Raw genomic sequence first — 23,074 nt, 5'->3', positions numbered from 1 at the left:
CCTGTCTGGTGGTTCCGGCCCTGCCGCGCGCCGCGGTCAGTGGCCCGACTCTGGTTGTTTCGGGGTGATCCGGGCCGCCGCCGCCCGGAACAGACGGTCGACGAGAATGCCGACAAGGCCCAGGCACAGCCCCGCGACGAGGCCACGGCCCACATCGGCCCTGGTCAGCGCGATATAGACCTGCTGGCCCAGATCGCGGGTGCCGACGAGGGCGGTGATCACCACCATCGCCAGCGAGAACAGCAGGCACTGGTTGATCCCCAGCAGGATCGCGGGCAGCGCCGAGGGCAGTTCGACAAAGCGCAGCATCTGCCGCCGGTTGCAGCCGATGGCGGTCCCGGCCTCGGTCAGCGCGACCGGCACCTCGCTGAAGGCGGCCATGGTGTAGCGGATCACCGGCGTGATCGCGAAGGCGACGATGGCGATCATCGCCGAGACATCGCCGACCCGGAACAGCATCACCACCGGGATCAGATAGACGAAGCTGGGCATGGTCTGCATCAGCTCGACCCAGAGGCTGAGGCCGCGGCCGAAGCGCGGCCATTTGCTGCCCGCAATTCCCAGCGGGATGCCGATCACCGTGGCGAAGATCGCGGCCGTGAGACAGAGATAGATCGTCATCATCGTCTCGTCCCACAGCCCTGTCACCAGGCAGAACAGGCAGACGATCAGGCCAAGCAGCATCAGCCGCCAGCCGCCCAGCATCCAGCCCGCCAGCGCGACCAGCGCCACCACCCCCGCCCATGGCGCGCCGGTCAGCGCGATGCGGATCGGGTTCATCAGGTTCAGAAGCAGGAAGACCCGGAAGCCCTCGATCATGTCGAAGAAATTGACGTTGATCCAGCCGACCAGGGCATCGAACACCGAGCCGGTAGAGATCTGCAACCCCGCCGGGAACTGCCGCAGCGCCGGAAGCCAGAGGCCCGCAAGCGTGGTGACGGCCAGCACCACAAGGATCAGCCCCGCCAGACGCGCCCGCCCGCCGGGCGCGGGCTCGCCCCGGCTCCAGCTTGCGGCGAGGGTGCGGCATTGCCGGTCGAGCATGATCGCCAGCACAACGATGGCCGCCCCCGCCTCCATCCCGCGCCCGATGTTAAGCTGCCGCAGCGCCAGAAGCACGTCGAAGCCAAGCCCCCCGGCGCCGATCATCGAGGCGATGATGACCATGTTCAGCACCATCATCACCGTCTGGTTCAGCCCGACCAGCAGCATCGGCATGGCGGCGGGCAACAGCACCCGGAACAGGGCCTGGGCGCGGGTGCAGCCCATCATCACCGCAAGATCTGTGGTGCTTTCGGGCAGCCGCGACAAAGCCAGCGCCGTCACCCGCGCCATCGGCGGCAGGGCGAAGATCACCGTCGCGATCAGCGCCGCCACCGGGCCGAAGCCGAACAAGACCAGCGTGGGCACCAGATAGGCGAAAGCCGGCACCGTCTGCATCAGATCGAGCACCGGCGTCACCAGCCAGCGATCAAACCGCGGCATCCGCCAGGCGAGGATGCCGAGCGTGATCCCCGTCACCAGCGCGAAGGGCACCGCGATCAGCACCGAGGCCAGCGTCAGCATGGCCGAGGTCCATTGCCCGAAGAGCAGAAGGTAAGCGCAGCCCGCCGCCTGCAAGAGCGCAAGGCCCAGGCCCCCGGTGCGCCAGCCCACGGCGGTCAGCGCGAAGGCGATCCCGGCCCAGGACAGGGGCGGCATCATCGCCAGCCCGAAGGCCCGGCCCTGCGCCAGCAGCGCCACCACCTGCTGCATCGGCCAGTCGATCACCGCCGCGATCAGCCGGGTCATCCCGCTCAGGTGCAGCACCACGACCTCGGAAGCGCGGGTGATGGTTCGCGCCACCGGCCATTCCCAGGCTTTGGGAAAGCGCGTGGCCCAGCCGAATTGTCCCGCGATCAGCAGCGCGGCGACGGCGGCAGCCAGGAAGATCCACGGTGCGGGGCGGCGATACCAGCTCATGCCGCCCCCGCCCGGTTGCCCGAGACCGCCGCCAGCACCGCCGCGGCATCGACCTCGCCGATCAGCCTGCCCTCGCCGTCCAGCACGCCCACCGGCCCCGCGGCCATCAGCCCCGCCGCCTCGTGCAGCCGGCTGTCGCCGCGCACCGTCAGCGCGTAATCCGTCCGGCTGGCCGGGCGCGCGACGCTGGCGCAGCGGATCACCCGGGTCAGATCCACCCCGGCGACGAAGCTGCGGACGTAATCGTCGGCCGGCTGGCTGACGATCTCTTCGGGCGTTCCGACCTGGCAGAGCCTGCCGTCCTTCATGATCGCGATGCGGTCGCCGATCCGCACCGCCTCGGAAAAGTCATGCGTCACGAAGATCATGGTCTTGTGCAGGCTGGCCTGGAGCCGCATCAGCTCGTCCTGCAATTCGCGCCGGATCAGCGGGTCGAGCGCCGAGAACGGCTCGTCCAGGAACAGGAGCCCCGGCCCCGCCGCCAGCGCGCGCGCCAGCCCCACCCGCTGCTGCTGACCGCCGGAAAGCTGGCCGGGCAGCCGTTCGGCCATCGCCGAAAGGCCGGTCAGCTCCATCGCCTGCGCCACCGCCTGATCCCGCGCCGCCGCACTGTCGCCGCGCACCTTCAGCGGCAAAGCGATGTTCCCGGCCACGCTCAGATGCGGCAGCAGGCCGAAATGCTGGAACACCATGCCCATGTCGTAATGCCGCACCCGGCGCAAATCGCGCGCGCTCATCGCGGTCAGGTCGCGGCCGTCCAGTTCCACCGTGCCGAAGGTCGGCCGGATCAGCTGCGCCATGGCGCGCAACAGCGTCGATTTCCCCGAGCCCGACAGGCCCATGACGACGAAGATCTCGCCCTCGGCGATCTCCAGGCTGACGCCGGAAAGCGCGGCGAAGCTGCGCCCGCCCGCGGCCCGGGCGCGCACCTCGTCAAGCGAGGCGGCCGGGCGGTCGCCGCGCGGGCCGTAGAGCTTCCAGATGTCGCGGCAGGCCAGTCTGATCTTGCGGGGGATTTGGGTCATTGCGTTCCTCGCCAGAGGCAAGGCCGGCCCGGACAGCCCCGGGCCGTGCCGGATCATTGGAACCAGGCTTTCCAGCGGCTCTCGTTCTGGTCCAGCCAGTCGGCCACCACCGCGTCGAGCGGCTGCTTGTCGACATCGACGCGCTGGATCAGGGCGTTGCTTTCCTCGGAGGACAGGCTGAAATTCCCGATCGCCTTATGCGCGGTCGGCCATTTCCCGGCCACGCCCTGCCAGGCCGCTTTCCAGATCGGCCCCTGCGGCTTGCCGCAATCGTAGCGCTCTTCGGTGTAGCAATCCTCGGTGAAGGGCGGAAATTCGATATATTCGCCCTGATAGACCGCGGGCACCCAATGCGGCGAATAGACCCAGAGGATGATCGGCGCCTTGCGCTGCCAGGCTGATTCCAGTTCGGCGAACAAAGCGGCGTCGGTCCCGGCGTGGATCACCTCGAAATCGAGGCCGAGCGCCTCGACCCGTTCCTCGTCGAACCCGCCCCAGGTGACCGGCGCCCCCAGATAGCGGCCCTTCGGGGCGGTTTCCGGGGTCGAAAACGCTTCAACGCAGGCGGGCTCCAGAAGCGCCGTCCAGTCCGGCAGACCGGGGCAGGCTTCCTTCATGTAAAGCGGATACCACCATTCCTCGCGCGCCTGCATGCCGCTTTCGCCCATGTTCTCGACCTGGCCCGAGGCCACCGCCTCGTCGAACAGATCCTTCTGGGTGGTGCTCCAGATCTCCATGGCGACATGCAGGTCGCCGCTTTTCAGCCCGACGAATTCGGCCATGGCATCGGCCTGGACATATTCCACGCTGAACCCTTCGCGCTTCAGCGCCTCGCCCATGATCTGCGCCGAGATCAGCTGGCCGGTCCAGTCGTTCAGGATCATCTTGATCGGATCGCCGGAATCCTGGGCCAGCGCAGGCCCGGCCAGTGCCGCGGCGAGGAGGGATGCCCTTACGGTGCTGAGCATCGGGGGCCTGAGTAAGGTATTCTTCATCTTCCGGTCTCCCTGTTGTCGTTATTGGTTGTCAGGTCGCGGGGGGCGGGCGTCAGAGTCGGACGCGCTCCCCTTTCGGATCATAGATCGGTTGCAGATGCAGTTGTGCCGGAACCCGCCGGGTGCGCACCTCCAGCTCGTATTCGCCCGCCAGAAGGGCGGCGTCGTCGGCCAGGCCCCCGTTCAGACCCATCTCGGCGCGCAGATAACCAAGGCCGATGGCGCGGCCAGCGGTGTGGCCAAGGCCGCCCGAGGACAGCCAGCCGATCCTCTTGCCGTCGCGGTAGATCGTTTCGCGGCCCAGAAGCACGACCGACGGGTCGGCGCTCAGCGTGACCAGGCGGCGGGTCAGCGGGCGGTTCCCCGCCGCCACCAGCGCATCGCGCCCGATGAAATCCGCGCCCTTGTTCAGCCGCACGGCAAAGCCAAGGCCCGCCTCGTAGGGGGTGAAATCCGGGCCGATATCGGCCGACCACAGCCGGTAGGCCTTTTCCAGCCGCAGCGAGTCGATGGCGCGGTATCCCGCATCGGTCAGCCCGTGCGGCGCCCCCTGTTTCGTGATCGCCTCGTAAAGCGTCAGCGCATATTCGGTGGGCACATGCAGTTCCCAGCCCAGCTCGCCCACGAAGGTGACGCGCACCGCGATCACCGGGGCGCCGGCGACGAAGATCTGCTGGCAGGTGGCGAAGGGGAAGGCCGCGTTCGACAGATCGGCCTCGGCCAGAGGTTGCAGGATGTCGCGCGCCCGCGGCCCCATCACCGAAAGCGTGGCATAGGCCGACGTGACCTCATTCAGGCCGACCCGGGCGCCCGGCCGCAGGTTGCGGCGCAGATGGGTGGAATCGTGCAGCCCGTAGCCGGTGCCGGTCACCATGTAATAGCGGTCCGGCCCGAGCCGGCAGAAGGTCACATCGGCCTCGATCCCGCCGCGCTTGTTCAGCATCTGGGTGTAGATCACCGCGCCCGGCTTGCGCGCCATGTCGTTCGCGCAGAGGCGCTGCAATTCCGCCTCGGCATCCGGCCCCTCGATCAGGAATTTCGCGAAGGAGGACTGATCAAAAATCCCCGCCGCCTCGCGCACCACGCGGTGTTCGTGCCCGACATGTCCGGTCCAGTTCGGATGATCGAACGAGGGCACATCCTCGGCCGCCACGCCCGCGGGGGCGAACCAGTTCGGCCGCTCCCACCCCAGTTTCGCGCCGAAGACCGCGCCCCGGTCCTTCAGCGCGCCGTAAAGCGGGCTGCGGCGCAACGGTCGGGCGGCACTGCTTTCGTGATGCGGCCAGCCCATGGCGTAATGCCCGGCCTGGCCCTCAAGCGAGCGCGCCAGAACGGTGCGGCGCGAGCGGTGATGGGCGCCGAAGCGGCGGATATCGGCGCTCCACAAGTCAAAAGCGGGCTCGCCCTCGATGATCCATTCCGCCAGCGCCCGGCCCGCCCCGCCGCCCGAGGCAATGCCGAAAGCGTTGAACCCGGCGCCGACGAAGTAATTCCGCACCTCGGGCGCCTCGCCCAGGATGAACATGCCGTCTTCGGTGAAAGCCTCTATCCCGTTAAACCAGGCCTTCACCCCGACATTCCCGAGCGCGGGCACCAGCTTCATCGCGTTCAGCAAGAGCGGCTCGAAATGGTCGGTGTCGGGCTCCATCAGCTTGAACTCGTGCCCGTCCGGGATGCGCGGCACGTCATAGGCGATGGGGTTGAACTCATAGCCGCCGATCTGAAGGCCGCCGACATCCTCCTTGAAATAGGTCAGGAAATCGGGGTCGCGGATGGTCGGCATATGGCGCGGCAGGCCGTCGATCTTCCCGGTCACGAAATACTGGTGGTAAGCGGGTTGCAGCGGGACGCTGACCCCCGCCATCCGGCCGATCTCGGGCGCCCAGATGCCGCCGCAGTTGACCAGGATCTCACAGGCGATGCGGCCCTGGTCGGTCAGGACGGCGCGGACGGTCTCGTCTTCGGTCTCGATCCCGGTGACGCGGCAATCCTCGATGATCCGCGCGCCCTTCATCCGCGCGCCCTTCGCCAGCGCCATGGTGATGTCGCTGGGGTTGCCCACGCCGTCGCTGGGAACGAAGGCGGCGCTTTTCACGCCGTCCAGGTCCAGCACCGGCACCATCCGCTTCACCTCTTCGGGGCCGATGAAATCATATTGCAGCCCGAAGGAGCGCGCCGTGGTCGCCGCGCGCTCGAACTCGGCCTGGCGCGCATCGGTGCGGGCCAGCCTGAGCGAGCCGTTCCTGACCCAGCCGGTGGCCTGACCGGTCTCGGCCTCCAGCCGGTCGTAAAGCTCGACCGAATAGCCGAGCAGCCGGGTGATGTTGGCGCTGGACCGCAGCTGCCCGATGGCCCCGGCGGCGTGCCAGGTCGAGCCGGAGGTCAGCCGGTGCCGCTCCAGCAGCACCACATCCGTCTCGCCCATGGCGGCAAGGTGATAGGCCACCGAACAGCCGATGATGCCGCCGCCGATGATGACGATCCGGGCCTGGGTGGGGAATTGGCTGGTCATTCAGGGGGTTCCTGGAATTGCAAGAGGGTCAGGGATGGTGGCGCCGGTAGTCGTCAAGGCTGGCCTCGAAGCGGCGGCGGTTCATGTCGGCATAGCCGGAATAACCAGCGGTCTCGTCCGGGTAGAGCGCGCTCATCCCGGCGCTGACGATGGCCTGGTCGAGACCCGAGGACAGGTCCTGGACGAGGCCCCAGAGATATTCGCGCAGGTTCACCGCGACCCTGAACAGGCGGAACCGCTCCATCAGCTCCGGGGTCAGATCGCCCGCATAGAGGCGGATGATCCGCTCCTCCTGTTCGGGGGAGGCGTCGGCATTGGTCGCCAGCCCCGCCACATCGAACCAGGGATGGCCAAAGCCGCCGTAATCCCAGTCGACCAGATGGACCCGGCCGGCGGTGTCGACCATGGCGTTTTGCGGCACCACATCGTTATGGGTCAGCACCGGGACATAGGGGCCGACCCGCGCCGCGAGGCGCTCGACCAGGTCCGCGGCGCCGGTGAGATCGTCGCGTCCCTGCGCGCGGCAATAGCGCAGATAGTGGCGGCAGGTCTGGAAAGCGTCGAAATGGGTGACGGCGCCCGAAACTGCCCGGCCGCCCGCGTGCAGCTCGCTCAGCCGGGCGACCCAGCCTTGCAGGATCCCGTCATCGGCCAGATCGGCGGCGGTCAGCGCCCGCCCCTCGATATAGCGCGAGACGACGACGCCCGGCTCGGCATGGATCATCTCCGGCGTCACGCCGATCTCTCCGGCGGCCCGCATCGCATTCTGCACCGAGGCCTGAATGATGCCATGCACCTGGATATCGCCGCCGATCCGGGCGACGTATTTGCCGGATTTGTCCGACACCACAAAATTTGTGTTGCAAAGTCCACCTATCAGCGGACGGACGTGCGTTTCACCGGAAAAGCACGGCAAAGCTGCGACATAAGCCTGAATTCTGGAACTGTCCCACGAGAGATCAATCACTGCGAATCTCCTGAGCCGGGTGTCTTTTGCGCGTCTCTGGATCACAGTGAAGGGCTAAAATGTGGCTAACGCAATAGTAAATGTTGCAAGAGCAATAATATCTGCACGGACCGGCTGCGCAAAGATGGCGCGCGACAAGGGGCGCAAGGCATCTTCGGCCATGGAAAACCGGCCGATCCTGTGAAATCCTGCGCCGAGGTATCAGGGCTGGTGGGGGATCGGATGGACAAAAAGACTGTACGCCGCAAAGAGATAGTCTCCCTGCTGACCGAACAGCCCACCTTGCGCATCAGCGAGATCGCCACCGCCCTCAATGTCACGCGCGAAACCATCCGCCGCGACTTTCGGGAAATGACCGATCTCGGGCTGATCGACCGGCTTTATGGCGGCGCCCTGTTGCGCCAGGGGCCCGAGACCAATGTCGATCAGCGCAACGATCTGCTGGTCGAGGAACGCAAGAAGATCGCCAGGCTGGCCTGCGCCAGGCTGGAGGGGGCGCAGACGATCATGCTGGGCTCGGGCGCGACCACGGCCCATGCCGCGCGGCAAATTGCCAGCGAATGCAAGGACATGACGGTGATCGTCCATTCGCTGGGTGTGATCGCCGCGCTGGAAAGCAACCACAGCCTGACCATCGTCATGGCGCCCGGCCTGTTCCACCCGGGCGAGCGCGCGGTCCATGGCGTGACCACCGTCGAATTCCTTGAGAACTACAGCGCCGACTGGTGCGTCCTGGGCGCCAGCGGCATCGGGACCGAGGGCGCGAGCGATGCGCTGCTGGAAGGCTCCGATGTCTACCGCCACATGATTCGCCGCTCGGCCCGGTGCATGGTGCTGGCCGATGCCTCCAAGTTCAACCGGCGCTTCCCCTCGCGCTATGCTGACTGGTCGCGGGTGTCGGCGCTGGTCTCGGACCAGATGCCGGACAGGGATCTCACCGCCGCGATCCGCGCCGCGGGAACGGAGATCATCACGGCCTGAGCCCGCGCATCCGGCCGGCCCCTGTTTTTCCGCGTTGCAATATTTTGCGGTTGCAACCGCAGCTTATTGCGGCATGTGGCACCACCCTTTGCACGTCCCTGCGCAGAGGGACCTGGCGAATTTCTCCACAAAGGTTTCATGGCCGGCGTGATCGGAGGCCCGGCAGAAAACAGGTGAGAGAAAATGAACATCGTGAAGAAGGCCGCCCCTGCCCCGTGGCTGACCGCGACCACCGGCCCCGCGGGTTTCGCGGGCTGTTATCAGACGCTCTGCGATCCCTGATGCCGCACGATCTGCACCCCGGCCTGCCGGGTGATGAACGCCCGGGGCCAGTGGTTCTGTCAGTGCCACTGATCCCGTCGTCGAAACGCGAGGGGCTGCCGCTCCGCCAGCTTTCAGGGCGCCGGATCACGTTCGCAGACCAGCCGATGGTCGGCAGGTTGTAGCGCCGGAAACAGGCAAGGATCGCGTGGCAGCCCGGGTGCCCTGTCAGCCTCGGAGAGGATCGACCGGATGCAGAAGCCGTCGACGCATGGCCCCTCGCAGCCCCCCACGGATTGGAACGCAACCAATATTTCGCAATCGGGAAAGCGCGCTCAGGCGGGCCATGCCACCGCTTCGCCCGGAGTTCACCTGGTCCCGCTCCGACGGTGTCCCCGCCCCGCTGCCAACCGGCGCACGGTGAGGAAGCAAGCATCCAGCAGGATAATGACGCTGATGCGGGAACGGCCCGCTGCAACCAGGCCGCGTCCCTCTGTCGCCCTTCCGGTTCCGGCAGGGAAATCCACCCGACCACGGGATGCCGCGGACATCATAGGGGTCAGGGAGCGGAAAGCCCGTTGGCGGCCGGGGCAGAACACATGGCCACTGCCGCGCGGCTCCTTCGGTAGCCTCGGCGCAGGGCGCACCCCGCCGCGGTCTGGCCGTCATGGCCGGTTCCGATCAGGCGCCGAAGCCAATGCTCCGGGTGGTTCCCGCCCATTTGCGGGCCAGCGCGATCAGATGCAGCGCCGCCGCCGCCGCGCCGCCGCCCTTGTTCTGGCCCGCCGCCTCGGCACGGACATCGGCCTGGGCCTTGGTCTCGACCGTCAGGATGCCGTTGCCGATACAGGCGCCTTGCAGGCCGAGCAGGCTGATCGCCCGGCTGGAATCGTTGCAGACCGTGTCGTAATGTGTCGTCTCGCCCCGGATCACGCAGCCGAGCGCGACATAGCCGTCGTATTTCGCCAGACGCTCGGCGATGGCGATGGCGGTGGGGATTTCCAGCGCGCCGGGAACCTCGGCCAGATCGGTTTCGGCGCCGCAGGCGGCGGCGGTGGCCCTGGCCCCCTCGACCAGTTGATCCGCCACATCGCGGTAATAGGGCGCAACCACGATCAGCAGCTTCACCGGCTTGTCGAAGACCGGCAGCGGCAGGATGTGATGGGGTTCGGCAAGGGCCATGGGTTACTCCGTGGTCGGGCGGGTGCCGAGGATGGACAGGCCGTAAGCCTCCAGCCCGACGATTTTGGGCGCCTGCGAATTGGTGATCAGCGTGATCCGCGAAAGGCCGATGGCGGCAAGGATCTGCGCGCCGAGGCCATATTCCCGCAAGGTCTCAAGGGCGTGTTCGCCTTCGCCCACCATCTTCACGCTGGTATCGCGCATCAGGACGACCGCGCCCCGCCCTTCGGCGGCGATCAGGCGCATGGCGGACGGCAGCTCGTCCGCGCCGCCGATGCCGAGCAGGTCTTCCAGCGGATTGAGCATATGGACGCGCACCAGAACCGGCTCGGGCGTGGTGAGATCACCCTTGGTCAGGACGACATGCTCGTCGCCGTTGATCTCATCGGCGAAGATCCGCATCAGCCAGTCGCCGCCATGGGCGGAATGGACCGGGCGGACCTGCTTTTCATGGATCAGATTGTCGTGGCGCCGCCGCCAGGCGATCAGGTCGCTGATGGTGCCGATCTTCAGCCCGTGCTTTTGCCCGAAGCGGATCAGGTCGGGCAGCCGCGCCATGGTGCCGTCGTCGTTCATCACCTCGCAGATCACGCCCGAAGGGTTCAGCCCGGCCAGACGGCTGATGTCCACCGCCGCCTCGGTATGGCCCGCGCGGACCAGAACGCCGCCGTCGCGTGCCCGCAGCGGAAAGATATGGCCGGGCGTGGCGATATCCGCCGCCCCCCGCGCCGGATCGGTCGCGACCGAGACGGTGCGGGCGCGGTCGGCGGCCGAGATGCCGGTGGCGATACCCTCGCGCGCCTCGATTGACAAGGTGAAGGCCGAGGCAAGGCGCGAGGCGTTCTTCGGGCTCATCGGCGCGAGGCCAAGCTGATCCACCCGCTCGGCGGTCAGCGCGAGGCAGATCAGCCCGCGCCCGTAAGTCGCCATGAAATTAATGGCGGCGGGCGTGCACATCTGTGCCGGGATCACCAGATCGCCTTCGTTCTCGCGGTCCTCATGATCGACGAGAATGAACATCCGCCCGTTGCGGGCATCTTCGATGATCTCCTCAATCGAAGATATCGCGTCGGAACAGCCGGTCATGTCTTTGCCCCCGAAAAGCAGCTACCCCCGGGCATAGCGCGGCCCGGGGCCGAATGCCAGGAACGCGATGCCGCAGGGGGGCGGTTCTTCCCGCCCCGGAACGGCAAAGAAAGCGCGGTCATCTGCCGATGATACCGCGATATCCGGCCCGGGAAACCGGGAAAACCCGGGCGGCGCTGCGATTTGTCGCCTTGTTCCCGGCGCGGCGCCCGTGTCAGGGCCGGGGCGCAGCCCGCGACGGCAAGGAAACCGCTGTGCCCTCTCTGCCCTCCGACCGGCCCGAGGCCCCCTCGCGCGGCGATGCGCTGCCGGGGCCGCTTCTCTGCCAGCCTGCCGGGCCGTTCTTCACCCTTGCGGCGCTGTTCGCGGCGGCTGCGCCCTGGCCCTGGCTGCTGCACTGGCCCGATGCGGCGCTGCTGCACCTTCGGCTGGGAATCTTCGGCATGGGCGGCGCGGCGGCCGCCGGCTATCTGATGACCGCGCAGCGGGCCTGGACCGGGCGCGCCCTGCCGTTGCCCGCGCTGTGGCTGGCGGCACTGTGGACCGGCGGGCGGGTCGTCAGCCTCGTCTGGCCGGGGCAGCCCTGGCTCGCGGCGGTCTCTGCCCTCGTCACCGGCGCCGCGCTGCTCTGGCCGATCCTTGCGGCGCGGACGGCGCGGGGCCTGCCCGCCGTGCTTTTCGTCGTCGCGATGGGACCGGCCGAGGCCGCGCTTGTCGCCGGGATCCTGCCGCCCGACCGGCTGGCGACATTGCTCGCGATCCTGCTGGCGCTGGTGGGCGGGAAAGCGGTTCCCGCCTTTCTGCTGGCCGAGGCGCAGCGCCGGGGCTGGCCCGCCGGGCCGCAGGCGCCAGGGGCGGGGTTGGGGGCGGCGGCGCTCGTGCTTGCCCAGTTGCCGGGAGTGCGGACGGGAATGCTGCTGCTGGCGGCGCTGTGGTGCCTTTCCCGGCTGCGCCGCCGTTCTGTCGGTCGCCTCATGCGGCATGCGCCGCTCTCGGCGGCGGCGATGCTGGTCTGGAGCTGGGGGCTCTGCGCCGCGGGCCTTGTCGCGGCGGGGATAGGGATCGGCCCCCCGGCGGCGGCAACGCATCTGCTGACCCTTGGCGCCGCGGGCGGGATGATCTTCGCGATCTCGGCCCGCGCGGCCATGCGCCGCTGCCCGCACCGGGGCCTCGTGGCTTCGCGCTGGCAGAAATGCGGCTTCGCGCTGCTTCTTGCCGCAACCGCCCTGCGCCTTGCGGCCGGGGCCGGGCTGCCGCTGGCGCTGGCCGGATCGGGCCTGTGCTGGTCCGCCGCCTGGCTTTGCCATCTCGCGGCGCATGGCGCGGCCCTGATGCGCCCCTGCCCCTGGCCGGTGCTCAGCGCCCCCGGCCAGCCGCGGCAAACACAGCACCACGCCGCCCTGCGGAATCCGGGTTGATTAATATTCGTATATACGTATATTATATCGAGCAACCTCGCAGATTGGAGAACATGATGACTCTCGACCGTTCCGTGATTGCCTTCGCCGGGTCCATGGTGCTTGTCTCCGTTGCCCTGACGGTCTGGGTTTCGCCGCTTTTTGTCTGGTTCACGGTCTTCGTCGGCCTGAACATGATCCAGTCCGCCTTCACCGGCTTCTGCCCGGCGGCGCTGGTCCTGCGCAAACTCGGCATCCGGCCGGGCCCCGCCTTCTGAAGGAGCCGCCATGCGCCTTTCGCTGCTTACCGCGCTCTTTCCCGCGCTTTTCGCCGCCGCGCCCATGCTGGCCGATCCGCTGACAGTGGCCCCCGTGACCATCGCCGAGATGAAGCCGGTCTTCGGCACGGTCGAGGCGCGCGACACCATCCCCGCCCGCGCGCGGATCGGCGGCACGCTCACTGAGCTCCTGATCAGCGAGGGCGACCGGGTCGAGGCAGGCGACCGCCTTGCCGTCGTGCGCGACGACAAGATCGCCTTCCAGATCTCGGCTTACGACGCCCGGCTCCAGGCGCTCGCCTCGCAGCTGACCGAGGCGGGGGCAGAGCTTGCCCGCGGCGAATCGCTGACCGAACGCGGGGTGGCCAGCGCGCAGCGGCTGGATCAGCTGCGCACCGCGGTCGAGGTGATCCGCGGCCAGATCGCGGCGACGGAAGCCGAACGCGCCATCGCCGTGCAGCAGCAGGCCGAGGGCGAGGTGCTTGCCCCCGGCCCGGGCCTTGTGCTGAGCGTGCCGGTGACGGCGGGCGCGGTGATCATGCCCGGCGAGACGGTGGCCGTGGTGGGCGGCGGCGGCTTCTTCCTGCGCCTTTCGGTGCCCGAGCGCCATGCGCCGGCGCTGGCCGAGGGCGCACAGATCCGCATCGTGGCGGCGGGCCGCGAAAGCGAGGGGCGGCTGGCGAAGGTCTATCCGCAGATCGCGGGCGGCCGGGTCCAGGCCGATGTCGAGGTCGCCGACCTGCCCGACGCCTTCGTCGGCGCCCGCGTCGCGGTGCTGCTGCCGGTGGGCGAGCGCCAGGCGCTGCTGGTGCCCGCCGCCGCGGTGATCACCCGGGCCGGGGTCGATTTCGTGACCATGGCGGATGGCACGCAGCGCGCGGTCGTCACTGCACCGGCCCCCGGCGAGGACGGCATGGCCGAGATCCTGACCGGCCTTGCCGCGGGTGAAAGGATAGAAGTGCCATGACCGCGCCGCACCGCCCCGGCCTTGCGGGCTGGCTGACCCGGGGCTTCATCGCCTCGCCGCTGACGCCCCTGTTCCTGATCGCCGCGCTGGCCTTCGGCCTTGTCGCGCTGATGAACCTGCCGCGCGAGGAAGAGCCGCAGATCTCGGTCCCGATGGTGGACATCCGCGTCGCCGCCCCCGGCCTGCGCGCCGAGGATGCGGTCAAGCTGGTGACCGAGCCGCTGGAGACCATCGTCAAGGGGATCGCCGGGGTCGAGCATGTCTATTCGCAGACCCAGGACGACGGCGTTCTGGTCACCGCGCGCTTCCTGACCGGCACCTCGCCCGACGCCGCGGTGCTGCGCGTCCACGACCGCCTGCGCGCCAATATGGACCGCATCCCGCTCGGCATCCCCGAGCCGCAGGTGGTCGGGCGCGGCATCGACGATGTGGCCATCGTCACGCTGACGCTTTCGGCGGCGCCCGGGGCCGAGGGCCGGGTGACGGCGAACGACCTGACCCGCATCGCGCGCGAGCTGCGCACCGAGATCGCCAAGATCGACGAGGTGGGGCTGACCTATCTGGTCGGCGAAGTGCCCGAGGCGATCCGCATCGCGCCCGATCCGGCGAAACTGGCGCTTTACGGCGTGACGCTGCAACAGCTTGCGGGCAAGGTCCAGGGCGCGAACCGCGCGCTGCCGGTGGGACGGCTGCGCGACGCGGGCGAACAGGTGATGCTGATCGCGGGCGAGACGCTCGGCAGCCCCGAAGCGATCGGAAACCTGACCCTGACCGCGCGCGACGGCCGCCCGGTGCTGCTGCGCGACCTGGCCGAGGTGGGCTTCGTCACCGACACCGCCGATGCGCTGGTCGCCACCGTCACCCGCGACACCGGCCGGGCGCCCGCGGTGACACTGGCCATCGCCAAACGCGCGGGCGCCAATGCGGTGACCGTGGCCGGGGCGATCCTGCACCGGGTGGATGAGCTGGAGGGGACACTGATCCCCGGCGACATGCGGGTCGAAGTCACCCGCGATTACGGCGCCACCGCCGACGAGAAGGCGAACGAGCTGCTGTATCACCTTGGCCTCGCCACGGTGTCGATCATCGTGCTGGTCTGGCTGGCCATCGGGCGGCGCGAGGCCATCGTGGTCGCGGTGGTGATTCCGGTGACGATCCTGCTGACGCTCTTCGCCTCCTGGGTGATGGGCTATACGCTGAACCGGGTCAGCCTGTTCGCGCTGATCTTCTCCATCGGCATCCTGGTGGACGACGCCATCGTGGTGATCGAGAACATCGCCCGGCACTGGGGGATGGGCGGCACCGACCGGCGCGAGGCCGCCATCGGCGCGGTGGCCGAGGTCGGCAACCCGACCATCGTCGCCACGCTGACCGTGGTGGCGGCACTGCTGCCGATGCTGTTCGTCTCGGGCATGATGGGGCCCTATATGAGCCCGATCCCCGCCAATGCCTCGGCGGCGATGATCTTCTCGTTCTTCGTCGCGGTGACGGTGACGCCCTGGCTGATGCTGAAGGTCGCGGGCGAGGCGCCCCTGCACCACGACGACGGCCGGGGCGGCTGGCTGGGGCGCGCCTATGCCGCCGTGGCCCGGCCGATCCTTGCCACCAAAACGCGGGCCTGGGGCTTCCTTGGGGCGGTGATCCTGATGACCTTCAGCTCGCTGGCGCTGTTCTACACGCAGCATGTCACGGTGAAGCTTTTGCCCTTCGACAACAAGTCGGAGCTTTCGGTGATGATCGACCTGCCCGAGGGCGCCTCGGTCGAGGCCACCGACAGGGTGGCCCAGGCGGTCGCGCGGCTGGTGATGGAGATGCCCGAGGCGGTTTCCGCCCAGACCCATGCCGGGGCGGCGGCGCCGTTCAACTTCAACGGCCTCGTGCGCCATTCCTTCTACCGCACCGATCCGCATAACGGCGAGGTGGCGGTGAACCTCTCGCCCAAACACGACCGCAGCCGGTCGAGCCACCAGATCGCGCTGGATCTGCGCACACGGATCGCCGCGCTTGCCGTGCCGCCCGGCACGGTGCTGAAGGTGGTCGAGCCGCCGCCCGGGCCGCCCGTGATGGCGACGCTGCTGGCCGAGATCTACGGCCCCGACGCGGAAACCCGCCGCCAGGTCGGCGCGAAGGTGGAAGAGGCGTTCCGCTCGGTCCCGTTCATCGTCGATGTGGACAATTCCTGGGGCGAGGCCGCGCGGCGGCTGCGCGCGGTGGTCTCGCCCGACGATCTGGACTTCTACGGCGTGGCCGAGGGCGACGTGTTCGACACCATCGCCATCCTGAACACCGGCACCACCGTGGGCTATTCGCACCGCGGCGAGGGCCGCCCGCCGATCCCGATCCGGCTGGAGCGGCCCAAAGGCGCCCGCGTGATGGACGAGGCCTTCCTGACCACGCCGATCCCGGCCGATCTTTTGCCCGGGAACCGCGGCGTGGTGGAACTGGGTGATGTGGTGCGGATCCGCGAGGAACACGCCTCGCATACCGTTTTCCGCCACAACGGCCGCCCGGCCGAGATGGTCACCGCCGAACTGGCGGGCGCGTTTGAGGCGCCGCTTTACGGCATGATCGCGGTGCAGGACGCGTTGGACGCCCAGGACTGGACCGGCCTGCCCAAACCCGTGATCGCGCTGCACGGCCAGCCCGCCGACGACAGCGCGAGCACCCTTCTGTGGGACGGCGAATGGGAGGTGACCTGGGTCACGTTCCGCGACATGGGCGCGGCTTTCATGGTGGCGCTTCTGGGGATCTATATCCTCGTGGTGGCGCAGTTCGGCAGCTTCCGCCTTCCGCTGGTGATCCTGACCCCGGTGCCCCTGACCTTCATCGGCATCCTCGGCGGGCACTGGCTGTTCGGGGCGCCGTTCTCGGCCACTTCGATGATCGGATTCATCGCGCTGGCGGGGATCATCGTGCGGAACTCGATCCTGCTGGTGGATTTCATCCGCCACGACAGCAGCGGCCGCCCGCTGACCGAGGTGCTGATCGACGCGGGCGCGGTGCGCTTCCGCCCGATCCTGCTGACCGCGCTGGCGGCGATGATCGGGGCGGCGGTGATCCTGACCGATCCGATCTTTCAGGGGCTGGCGATCTCGCTGTTTTTCGGGCTGATCTCGTCGACGCTGCTGACGGTTCTGGTGATCCCGGCGATCTGGCGCGTGTTCCGCGGCTGAAGGCGCGCGTCCGCTGCCGGTAAAGTCATTGAGGCGGCGGCAGGCGAGGCCGTTTGCCGCCGCCGCGGCGACAGGCGGCGCCTCAGCAGACCTGACGTTTCTCCAGCTTGCGGGCGAGCGTGCGGCGGTGCAGGCCCAGGCGGCGGGCGGTCTCGGTGATGTTGAAGCCGGTGTCGGCCAGCGTCTCGTGGATCCGCTCCCATTCCAGGGTGCGGATGCTGGTCGGGCGGTGGCCGACCGGGGTGGCCGCGCGGCCCGCGGTCTGGCCGAAGGCGCGCTCGATATCGTCGCTGTTCGCGGGTTTCGGCAGGTAGTGGCAGGCACCCAGCTTGATCGCCTCGACCGCGGTGGCGATGCTGGCGAAGCCGGTCAGCACCACGATGCGCGTCTCGCCGTCATGGGCGGAAAGGTCGCGCACGCAGTCCAGCCCCGAGCGGCCGCTGGTGCCGGCCAGCTTCAGATCGACGATGGCGCGGGTCGGGGTCACGGTTTGCAGGAGCGGGCCGAGCTCCTCCCAGGCCGGGATGTGATGCACCTCATAGCCGCGGCGCTGGAACGAGCGGGTCAGCACCCCGGCCAGCGCCATGTCGTCCTCGACGATCAGAAGCCGTTCCATCAGTTTCCTCCGGTTGCGGGGTCGAGCGGCAGGATCATCGCGGCTTCGGCGCCGCCGCCGCGCGGATTGCGCAGCTTCAGCGCGCCGCCGAAGCGCCGGGCGACATTGCTGCACAGGAACAGGCCGAGACCGGCGCCCTCGCGGTCGCTGGTGGTGTTCCAGGGCCGGGCGGGCGCGGCAAGGATCTGCGGCGCAAAGCCGCTGCCCTGGTCGGTGACCGTCAGTTCGATCCGCCCGTCGGTTGCGCCGATCTCCAGCCGGATCGCGGCGGCCGAGGCCTTTTGCGCATTGTCGAGCAGGTTGAACAGGGCCTGGCGCAGCGAGAGGTCGGCGATGAACACCAGATCGGGCGGCAGGCGGTTCAGGTAATCCAGTACCGCGCCGGGATGATGCGCGCGCCATTCCGCCACCGCCGCGTCGAAGAATTCGCCCGCGCTCGTGCTGGCCGCGCCCTCGCCGCGCGCCGCGCCGGACGAGGCGAGGATGCCGGTGATGATCCGCTTGCAGCGTTCGACCTGGGATTCCGCCTCGGCCAGGTCGCGGGCGAGGCCCGGATCTGCGGCGATCTGCGGCAGGCCCCGCCAGTCGCCGAGAATGACCGAGATCGTCGCCAGCGGCGAGCCGAGCTCATGCGCCGCGCCCGAGGCCAGGAGGCCGATGCGGATCAGATGGTCCTCTTCGCTGCGCTGGCAGCGCAGATCGGCCAGCGCGGTGTCGCGCTCGCGCAGGGTGTCGCGGATCTGCGAGATGATCCGCACCAGCAGCGCCGCCGCCAGCAGAAAGCAGATGAACATGCCGAGAAGATGCAGGTCGAACAGGTTCTGCCCCTCGCCATGATGGTGCGGCAGTTCCAGGGGGCGGTGGAAGCGGCTCAGCCCGATCCAGGCCAGCGAGGTGGTGGCGACCAGGAGCCAGGCCGCCCAGGGCCGCAGCAGCAGCGCGCCGAGAATGATCTGCAACAGGAACAGCGAGATGAACGGATTGGTGGTGCCGCCCGACAGGCCGAACATCACCGTCAGCGCCGCCACATCGGCCATCAGCATCGCCAGCAGCTCGCCCCCGGCCACCGGGCGGCGGCTGCGGCCGCGCAGCCAGCCTGCAAGGTTGATCAGCGCCTGGAGGGCGATCACCAGCGCCATCGGCCCGAGCGGCAGCACCACGCCGAAGCCGAAATGCAACAGTCCCGTGGTCAGCCCCTGGCCGAGGATCGCGATCCAGCGCAGCCGGACCAGCAGGGCCAGGTTCTTGCGCCTGGCGCGTTCGTCGAATGTGTCGTCCAAACCGATCCCCATTTTCGGGCCCGCCGTGACGGAAGGTCCGAAAACCGGGTGTAGTCAAGGGCGCGGCCTGCTTCTTTGCGCCAGAGCACGCAAAACAAGGCCCCGGCCGGGATGCGGCCGGGGCAGTCGGTCCGGGCGCGCGAAAGGATAACTCGCGCCCGGCAGAACCGTGATCAGAAGGTCCAGGTCACGCCCAGGTTGAACGACCGGCCCTGGCCATGGACCAGCGCCTGCGCCGCTGTGGCGCCGCCCTGGAAATCGACCGCCCCCACCCCGCCGAGCGGCAGCGCATAATCGCGGTCGAACAGGTTCTCGATGGCCATATCGACCCGCAGCCTGCCGGTGTCGTAGCCCGAGCGCAAAGTCACGAGGCCGTAGCCCGCGGTCTTTTCCTCAAGCCGGTCGGCCGCGACCGTGGTCTTGCCCGCCACCGCCTGAAGCTCGATCGCATTGGTCCAGTTGCCCGCCCGATGGCCGAGGGTGATCACCGCATTCAGCGGCATGATGTTGTAAAGATTGCCGCCCGTGGTCTCGTCCTTTCCGCGGGTATAGCTGATCCGGCCGCCGAGGTTCCATTCGCCGTGCCAGTCGCCAAGCCGCTTCGCGCCCTCCAGGTTCAGCGTGAAGAGTTCGGCGTCATGGTTGACGAAGCGGAACAGCGCGCGCCGCCCCATCGAGACCGAGCCGATCCGCTCGCCGGTGATGTAATCGTCCACCCGCGAATATTGCAGCGCGGCCTTCAGATGCCAGTCGGCTTCGGCCGGGTCGTGCCATTCGTAGCTGAGGCTCAGCGTGTCGGCGGTCTCGGGGCGCAGATCGGGGTTGCCGACCCAGCCGTGCAGATCGCCGTTCCAGTTGATCATGCTGGCCGCCATCGCATTGGTGGACCAGGTGTAACGCTCGTAGAGATTGGGCGAGCGGGTCTTGCGCGCGAAGCCGAATTCCAGAAGCTGCCCCTCGGCGGGGGTGTAGCGCGCGGTGGCGGTCAGGTCGAAATTGCCATCGCGGCGCTTGCGGTCGAGCGCGTTGAAGGCACTGGCCTCGGCCTGATACATCGCGTTGTAGCCCTGCACCTCGCCGGTGTCGGTGGTGACGCGCTCGTAGCGCAGGCCGAACAGGGTCTGCCACTGGTCGTTCCAGGTGGTCTCGATCTCGCCAAACAGCGCGGCGCGGTCGCGGCGGCCGTCGCTGATGTTCCAGAAGGTTTCGGGCGACATCATCATCGAGCCTGTAACCGGCGGCCACCAGTCGTCCAGCCGGTAGGTCAGATATTCCGCGCCGAGCCGCATATCGCTGCGGGCATCGAGGCCGATTTCCGCATGCAGCGTCAGGCCGCGGTCGCGCCCGTCGGTCTCCATCGGCATCCGGCCCGGCTTGTCGGCCAGCTTGTCCATCGTATGGCGCACGTCGTTCTGGTAGAGGCGGGCCTCCAGCGTGCCCCAGTCGAACACGCCCTCGTAGCTGGCGTTGACCGAGGTGCTGGAATTGTCGGTCATGTCCATCCACTGGTTGACGAAGGCCTGGTAGGGCATGTCCTGCCAGCCCAGCGACAGACCGAAAGTATGGTCGCCGAACCGCGCTGCCGCGCCCAGGCGGTGGTTGATGCTGCGGTATTCGCTGGCCTTCACCTCGCGCCCGGCGCCGTCCTTGTAATTCTCCGCCTCGCTGAGTGACGCATCGTAGGACAGGCTGAAGCTCTCGCCCGAGACCCGCAGCTTCGCCGCGCCCCCGAAGGCCTCGCCGTTCGAGCGGGCGCTGACCGAGAGGCTGCCCGAGGCGGCGACGCCCTCGCCCGCCGGGGCAAAGACCGGATCCTCCGCGCTGACCGAGATCGTGCCGCCGATGCTGTCGCCGCCCAGCGAGACCGGGGTGAGGCCCGCATAAAGCGCGGCCTCGGCCACGGCGCCGGGCGCGATATAGGACAGCGGCGGGTTCATGAAATTCCCGCAGGACGAGGTGATCTGCATCCCGTCGACCAGCGTCTTCACCCGGTCGGCGGCGAAGCCGTTCACCACCGGCAGCGCCGAGACCCCGCCCCCGGTTTGCAGCGCAACCCCGGTCATCCGGCTGAACAGCGCGGCGCTGTCGCTCGCGGTGGCGGAAAGCCCGGTCAGATCCGCCGGGCCGGCGACCGAAACACCCGGCCCGGTATCCGTCCGAAGGGTGATGGTGCCCAGATGCTGCGCATGCGGGTCTTCGGCGACATGCTCGGCCCGAAGGGCGGCGGGCAGGCTGGCGACAAGCGCGGTGGCGGCAAGCAGACGCCCGATCCCCGGGGGGGCGCGGCGGGTGACGGTTTCGCTGGACACTTCTTCTTTCTCCCGATTCCCGGGCCGTCCGCCGGCACGGAGCCCGCGCCCCGCCGCCGTCCGATCCGGCCCGCCTTAAGTCTATTCGCGGGCTCCGGCGCGCCATACTGGACGAATTGCCCACCCCCCTTTCGTCGGGCTGCGCCGAGGCACCCGGAACCCAGGGCTGCCCCGGGACGTTTCTTCGCAAAGGAGGACATCATCATGACCCGGCCGGATTTTGACAAAGAGGCGGAGAACACGAAGTTCGACGTGCAACAGGAGGCCCAGAAGCAGAAGATGGGCCATGCCGGACAGCCCGGTAATCCCCACACGGCGCAGAGGACCAATGAGCCGAACGCCGGCGGCGAAAATCGCGAGGTCGGCAACCGGAAGGGCCGGATGGACGACCGCGGCTGATGAAGGGACCCGCTTGCGGCCCTCACCGGCCTGGCATGGCGGTAACGCCCGCAGCACCCCGGATGAGCGCCGTGATCGGAGAAGGCCCGGATCTGTCGTCGCGCGTCGCGGCGGGCGATGCCTGACCCGGGATCCGAAAAGGGGCGTCGCTGCCCGCAAGACCAATTCCCGGCGAATCGCGCCCCTCAGGGGGTCTGATCGGAAAAACTCAGGCCGGGTGAACGGTCCCGGGAATGGCGTCTCTGTCCTTTCCGAAAGATGCGCAGGGCCACGGGAAAGCGCGGGTTTTCAGTAGTAACCGCGCTTCGCGGCCTGCAGCCTCCGGCGATCACCCCCCGCCTTCCAGCGCGCGCGCGAGCGGACGGTCGAAACGCTCCGTCCAGGCGCGCGGCGGCGGGCCGTGCAGGTGGGCGTGCTGGCGCAACGCCACCCGCACCACCGTCGCGGCATGGCGATCGGTCGCGGGCGGCTCGAACCGGCCAGCGGCCAGTTGCGCCACGACCTCAGCCTTCAGCGCCCACAGATCCGGGCGGCCGTGGCGGGCAAGGATCGCCTGGAACCGGGCATGGCAGGTGGAATCGAACCCGACAGGCTCGCCCGGCTGCTGCCGCGCCGGATGCGGCGGGAAGACATGCGCCACCGGAATCAGGCCGGGCGGCAGCGGCGTGGTCTCGGCATGGCTGCGCCCGGTCGCCCGCGCCTGGGGCACGCAATGCGGCGGCGCGCCCGCGCGCTCCAGCCGCAGGACCGGCGTGTCGATCACCCATTCCCCCGGCAGGGCCGCGAGCACCGGCGCGGCCTCCTCCCAGGTCAGCCCTTCCGTAGCAAGGGCCTCGCCGGTCGCGGGCCGGAACAGGGCGCGCACCGGCCCCTGGCCGAGGCCGAGGTCGAGCACCGGGCGGCCCGCATCCGCCGGATCTATCGGGTCATAGTCGCGCGCGCGCCTCACCCTGCCCGAGGCTGCGCCCGCCGCCCCGGGCAGGGACAGGGCGATGCCATGGTTCCAGCCGCGCGGATCGCTGCTCAGCGTTTCAAAAGCCAGAAGCCGGGCGCCGGGCCGCAACCGGGTCCGGCTGCGCGCGCCGCCGAGGATCAGCCCGGAAGGGCCGTATCCGGGCGTGCCGGTCCCGTCAGGCGTCATGAAGGCCGACAGGGTGCCGACGCTCCACAGATGTCCCTCCGCCCCGAACATCGCGCGCAGCAGGGTTTCGCTTTCGAGGGGATCGCCCGTCATCGCATGCCTTCGCCGTCAGTTGCAGCCCGGCCCGCCGGGCCCCGGCCGGACGCCCCTCTCCCGAATACCGCGCAGCCCGCGACCGGGACTGATCGCCGCATCGCACATATTCACGGCGGCCGGCAATCGCGGATCACCGTTTACGATTGCGCGACCAGCTGCAGATCAGACCGGAGACGGCCCGGACCGCCGCTGAGTTTGCCTTTTGCATGCCCCGGGCAAGCCGTCCGCCTCAGGCTACAACGCCCAGCACGGCATTACCAACGATCAGGGCATCCTTCGCCCTGTCGCTACCGCAAGCACGGCCGATGTTTCCGTCCAGCTCAGGCTGTTTACCGGTTTTTGTTTTACAAAACAAAAAGAGCTGCCGTTTTTGACGGCAGCTCAGTTCAGGAGCGGGAAGGGCAATCCCGCTCCTGAGGACGATGTTATCAGGAGAGCAGCGCGCCG

18 protein-coding genes are annotated in these 23,074 nt (G+C 68.7%); 6 read left to right on the top strand and 12 right to left on the bottom strand.

The features are described from left to right. Nucleotides 1-36: 36 nt before the first annotated feature. The 5 genes from XINFAN_RS08470 to XINFAN_RS08450 are packed head-to-tail and all read right to left on the bottom strand — an operon-like array spanning nt 37 to nt 7,461. On the bottom strand, nt 37-1,962 hold the full coding sequence (locus XINFAN_RS08470) for an ABC transporter permease (protein ID WP_124086065.1): 1,926 nt from the start codon (nt 1,960-1,962) through the stop codon (nt 37-39). Continuing rightward, the gene (locus tag XINFAN_RS08465; protein WP_124086064.1) at nt 1,959-2,987 is read right to left on the bottom strand and encodes an ATP-binding cassette domain-containing protein; all 1,029 of its coding nucleotides are present in this window, start codon (nt 2,985-2,987) and stop codon (nt 1,959-1,961) included. The genes XINFAN_RS08470 and XINFAN_RS08465 overlap by 4 nt, the downstream gene beginning before the upstream one ends. A 53-nt stretch (nt 2,988-3,040) precedes the next feature. Then, complete coding sequence (locus XINFAN_RS08460) at nt 3,041-3,982, bottom strand: ABC transporter substrate-binding protein (protein WP_124086063.1); 942 nt, start codon at nt 3,980-3,982, stop codon at nt 3,041-3,043. A gap of 52 nt (nt 3,983-4,034) precedes the next feature. After that, nucleotides 4,035-6,494, bottom strand: a complete 2,460-nt coding sequence (locus tag XINFAN_RS08455; RefSeq protein WP_124086062.1) for a GcvT family protein — start codon at nt 6,492-6,494, stop codon at nt 4,035-4,037. A 28-nt stretch (nt 6,495-6,522) separates the two neighbouring features. Next, on the bottom strand, nt 6,523-7,461 hold the full coding sequence (locus XINFAN_RS08450; RefSeq protein ID WP_160144572.1) for a choline/ethanolamine kinase family protein: 939 nt from the start codon (nt 7,459-7,461) through the stop codon (nt 6,523-6,525). Nucleotides 7,462-7,683: 222 nt separating this feature from the next. Between XINFAN_RS08450 and XINFAN_RS08445 the strand changes: the two genes are divergently transcribed. Continuing rightward, the gene (locus XINFAN_RS08445; RefSeq protein WP_124086060.1) at nt 7,684-8,442 is read left to right on the top strand and encodes a DeoR/GlpR family DNA-binding transcription regulator; all 759 of its coding nucleotides are present in this window, start codon (nt 7,684-7,686) and stop codon (nt 8,440-8,442) included. Nucleotides 8,443-9,384: 942 nt separating this feature from the next. Here XINFAN_RS08445 and XINFAN_RS08440 read toward each other — a convergent pair. Both XINFAN_RS08440 and ribB read right to left on the bottom strand, forming a co-directional pair. Further along, entirely contained in the window at nt 9,385-9,885 is a 501-nt protein-coding gene (locus XINFAN_RS08440; RefSeq protein ID WP_124086059.1) for a 6,7-dimethyl-8-ribityllumazine synthase, read from the bottom strand. Between the two features lie 3 nt (nt 9,886-9,888). Continuing rightward, complete coding sequence (gene ribB, locus XINFAN_RS08435) at nt 9,889-10,971, bottom strand: 3,4-dihydroxy-2-butanone-4-phosphate synthase (RefSeq protein WP_124086058.1); 1,083 nt, start codon at nt 10,969-10,971, stop codon at nt 9,889-9,891. A 254-nt stretch (nt 10,972-11,225) separates the two neighbouring features. Between ribB and XINFAN_RS08430 the strand changes: the two genes are divergently transcribed. The 4 genes from XINFAN_RS08430 to XINFAN_RS08415 are packed head-to-tail and all read left to right on the top strand — an operon-like array spanning nt 11,226 to nt 16,786. Further along, nucleotides 11,226-12,389, top strand: a complete 1,164-nt coding sequence (locus XINFAN_RS08430) for an NnrS family protein (protein WP_160144571.1) — start codon at nt 11,226-11,228, stop codon at nt 12,387-12,389. Between the two features lie 56 nt (nt 12,390-12,445). Next, the gene (locus XINFAN_RS08425) at nt 12,446-12,646 is read left to right on the top strand and encodes a YgaP family membrane protein (protein WP_124086056.1); all 201 of its coding nucleotides are present in this window, start codon (nt 12,446-12,448) and stop codon (nt 12,644-12,646) included. A gap of 10 nt (nt 12,647-12,656) precedes the next feature. Continuing rightward, nucleotides 12,657-13,613 (top strand): efflux RND transporter periplasmic adaptor subunit, encoded by a 957-nt coding sequence (locus XINFAN_RS08420; RefSeq protein ID WP_124086055.1) that lies wholly within the window; start codon nt 12,657-12,659, stop codon nt 13,611-13,613. After that, nucleotides 13,610-16,786, top strand: a complete 3,177-nt coding sequence (locus XINFAN_RS08415) for an efflux RND transporter permease subunit (protein ID WP_124086054.1) — start codon at nt 13,610-13,612, stop codon at nt 16,784-16,786. Before XINFAN_RS08420 ends, XINFAN_RS08415 begins: the two co-directional genes overlap by 4 nt. An 82-nt stretch (nt 16,787-16,868) precedes the next feature. Here the strand turns inward: XINFAN_RS08415 and XINFAN_RS08410 are convergent, their stop codons facing one another. The 3 genes from XINFAN_RS08410 to XINFAN_RS08400 form a co-directional block, all read right to left on the bottom strand. Further along, nucleotides 16,869-17,402 carry a response regulator transcription factor gene (locus tag XINFAN_RS08410; RefSeq protein ID WP_124086053.1) on the bottom strand — a complete coding sequence of 178 codons (534 nt, stop codon included), beginning with the start codon at nt 17,400-17,402 and terminating at the stop codon, nt 16,869-16,871. Next, nucleotides 17,402-18,682: a sensor histidine kinase gene (locus tag XINFAN_RS08405; protein WP_199286386.1), complete on the bottom strand. Its 1,281-nt coding sequence runs from the start codon at nt 18,680-18,682 to the stop codon at nt 17,402-17,404. The genes XINFAN_RS08410 and XINFAN_RS08405 overlap by 1 nt, the downstream gene beginning before the upstream one ends. Before the next feature lie 173 nt (nt 18,683-18,855). After that, the gene (locus tag XINFAN_RS08400) at nt 18,856-20,991 is read right to left on the bottom strand and encodes a TonB-dependent receptor (RefSeq protein ID WP_124086051.1); all 2,136 of its coding nucleotides are present in this window, start codon (nt 20,989-20,991) and stop codon (nt 18,856-18,858) included. 204 nt (nt 20,992-21,195) lie between these two features. Between XINFAN_RS08400 and XINFAN_RS08395 the strand changes: the two genes are divergently transcribed. Next, nucleotides 21,196-21,390 carry a hypothetical protein gene (locus tag XINFAN_RS08395; protein WP_124086050.1) on the top strand — a complete coding sequence of 65 codons (195 nt, stop codon included), beginning with the start codon at nt 21,196-21,198 and terminating at the stop codon, nt 21,388-21,390. Nucleotides 21,391-21,718: 328 nt separating this feature from the next. Here XINFAN_RS08395 and XINFAN_RS08390 read toward each other — a convergent pair whose 3' ends face one another. After that, nucleotides 21,719-22,624: a DUF6925 family protein gene (locus XINFAN_RS08390; RefSeq protein WP_124086049.1), complete on the bottom strand. Its 906-nt coding sequence runs from the start codon at nt 22,622-22,624 to the stop codon at nt 21,719-21,721. 232 nt (nt 22,625-22,856) lie between these two features. Further along, nucleotides 22,857-23,074, bottom strand: a 218-nt coding sequence (locus XINFAN_RS21645) for a hypothetical protein (RefSeq protein WP_160144570.1), incomplete at its 5' end; no start/stop codon positions are given.

The sequence above is a fragment of the Pseudogemmobacter humi genome, from assembly GCF_900609055.1.
Taxonomy (GTDB): domain Bacteria; phylum Pseudomonadota; class Alphaproteobacteria; order Rhodobacterales; family Rhodobacteraceae; genus Pseudogemmobacter; species Pseudogemmobacter humi.
The sequence above is the reverse complement of the archived record's forward strand: the minus strand, read 5'-3'. Positions and strand labels throughout refer to the sequence as shown.

Bases quoted from the DNA above. Each gene is read 5' to 3' on its own strand.
- ribB (WP_124086058.1), bottom strand. From the start codon at position 10,971: ATGACCGGCTGTTCCGACGCGATATCTTCGATTGAGGAGATCATCGAA.
- XINFAN_RS08420 (WP_124086055.1), top strand. From the start codon at position 12,657: ATGCGCCTTTCGCTGCTTACCGCGCTCTTTCCCGCGCTTTTCGCCGCC.
- XINFAN_RS08425 (WP_124086056.1), top strand. From the start codon at position 12,446: ATGACTCTCGACCGTTCCGTGATTGCCTTCGCCGGGTCCATGGTGCTT.
- XINFAN_RS08415 (WP_124086054.1), top strand. From the start codon at position 13,610: ATGACCGCGCCGCACCGCCCCGGCCTTGCGGGCTGGCTGACCCGGGGC.
- XINFAN_RS08465 (WP_124086064.1), bottom strand. From the start codon at position 2,987: ATGACCCAAATCCCCCGCAAGATCAGACTGGCCTGCCGCGACATCTGG.
- XINFAN_RS08445 (WP_124086060.1), top strand. From the start codon at position 7,684: ATGGACAAAAAGACTGTACGCCGCAAAGAGATAGTCTCCCTGCTGACC.
- XINFAN_RS08390 (WP_124086049.1), bottom strand. From the start codon at position 22,624: ATGACGGGCGATCCCCTCGAAAGCGAAACCCTGCTGCGCGCGATGTTC.
- XINFAN_RS08440 (WP_124086059.1), bottom strand. From the start codon at position 9,885: ATGGCCCTTGCCGAACCCCATCACATCCTGCCGCTGCCGGTCTTCGAC.
- XINFAN_RS08455 (WP_124086062.1), bottom strand. From the start codon at position 6,494: ATGACCAGCCAATTCCCCACCCAGGCCCGGATCGTCATCATCGGCGGC.
- XINFAN_RS08470 (WP_124086065.1), bottom strand. From the start codon at position 1,962: ATGAGCTGGTATCGCCGCCCCGCACCGTGGATCTTCCTGGCTGCCGCC.
- XINFAN_RS08395 (WP_124086050.1), top strand. From the start codon at position 21,196: ATGACCCGGCCGGATTTTGACAAAGAGGCGGAGAACACGAAGTTCGAC.
- XINFAN_RS08410 (WP_124086053.1), bottom strand. From the start codon at position 17,402: ATGGAACGGCTTCTGATCGTCGAGGACGACATGGCGCTGGCCGGGGTG.
- XINFAN_RS08460 (WP_124086063.1), bottom strand. From the start codon at position 3,982: ATGAAGAATACCTTACTCAGGCCCCCGATGCTCAGCACCGTAAGGGCA.